Genomic DNA, 1751 nt, shown 5'->3' on the forward strand with positions numbered 1-1751 from the left:
CGAGGGGCGCATTATACAGAGCAAATGTCGACGGTCAAGCATTTTGTTTCTCTATTCCCAACACAATGTTGAAATTTACTCCTTTTACTCCACAATGTCAGGCTAATTGCCGACTAAAAATTATTATGAGGTATGGCGACAACAATAGGAACACGTTATTCATTAGCATTGATAGTGCAGGCTTTATTCAGGGTTTATTCTCGTGACGAGCGATCGGTGAAGTCGGTCACGACAGAATTGAACATCAATAATTACACGTTCAAAAATTGTTTGAGAAAAAATTGATTGCTATTGGCTATCAGTCCAAAATCGTCACACCAAAGATTGGAATATCTAACAGCAGTTATCGGTTCTCGGTCTCCAGTTGGCGGATGTGCTGCTACTCGGCAGTCATAGGCTTCCCGAGACCGGGCTTGTCCAACTGCTCACCGCTGTGACCTATGCTCACGTCTTTAACCACTTGCGTGATACTCAGTCCTTGATCAACTACGATGCGTGCAACTTCAAATTTAAATGCGGCTTCCTAATGCTCGCGGTGCTTGTTTATTGCTGATCCATCTCTAGCTGAATAATAATCCTATCGAGGTGTACGTTTCTATTAGTCCACAACTCAGCGTGGGTAATTAACCTGCTTTACCATTGAACTATCAGTACAACGAGGTAATTTGTGCCCCAGGCGGAAGCAGGCTCCTGCCAACAAACTCATCCCACGGTGAGCACGATCATCTGCTGCGCCTCGATAATTCAGATGAATTTGGAAGTATGTCGCTTAGTCAGATTGGGCAAACGCTGGCTGATTGTGGATAATACCTCGCTTCAGAATCCACAATTTTCCGCATCATGTGGGGTGAAGGTCAGCTTTTGAATCCCAACACAAACCGCTAGGCGCAACAGCTACGCAAGATGCGTGCGTTCTTTTTTAACACCCAAGCAGCTGTTTATTTGAGATATTAAATATATGCACACACGGGAGAAGGACATCTTATTTTTACTGTATTTGTTCACAGATATTTTTAATAGAAAATAGTTTGCTAAAAGATTATATGACGTGGAAAGCATCGATGTGGCAGGGGACGTCACGCGCGACATGATCTACACAGAGGGCATCCTGCAGAACCAAGTGGTGTTGCACTTCTACAATGGCAACCCGATGACCGCAATCACGATGCTGGCTACCTGACAAGCTCTGGACGTCTCGCCGTCATTTAGTCGTCCAGCGGCCAGCAACAATAATCGTTGTTCAAAACCCTGAAATTTCAACTAGCGTATCCACGCCGGGCGTTTAAAAGTCTGATCGCTGCAAGGCAATGGTACAACTAAGAGCACCGACAGTGCCATCAATTTCGTGACCCCGGCAGCGCGCCATGCTGGGGCCTCGACACGGCATTATGGGAGAAGCTTACTATCGTCTGTGAGGTGGAAAAACAGACGCCCTGAACGTTGGAGCAGGACCACACTAAATTGGTAGCTGGTTTTCGTTATGCCTGACCAACATGGGCAGGTGTACTCATTACCTTGCCCTCTCGAGTGAGCCCACACATTTCGAATGTTCATCTGGACAGCGCGATAATATAGTGTTTTTCAGGCAGTACATTTTAAAAACATCATCTTGCCTCAAAGCAAAACACCCCACTTGTGGGCGGGGTGTTTTGCTTTGTAAGGAGTCTGACGATTTAAAAACATCATCTATAGTTTAATAAAATAAAAAACCCTCTCGCTATGGAGAGGGTTTTTTATTTGTAAGGAGTCTG

The 1751-nt window shown here is 45.1% G+C and carries 1 protein-coding gene; it reads left to right on the top strand.

Annotated features, from left to right (window positions below):
* Positions 1–1048 precede the first annotated feature (1048 nt).
* Positions 1049–1180 (top strand): hypothetical protein, encoded by a 132-nt coding sequence (locus MJ770_RS15440; RefSeq protein WP_256448843.1) that lies wholly within the window; start codon positions 1049–1051, stop codon positions 1178–1180.
* Positions 1181–1751 lie beyond the last annotated feature (571 nt).

The sequence above is a fragment of the Candidatus Nitrotoga sp. M5 genome (genome assembly GCF_927904885.1).
Lineage (GTDB): Bacteria > Pseudomonadota > Gammaproteobacteria > Burkholderiales > Gallionellaceae > Nitrotoga.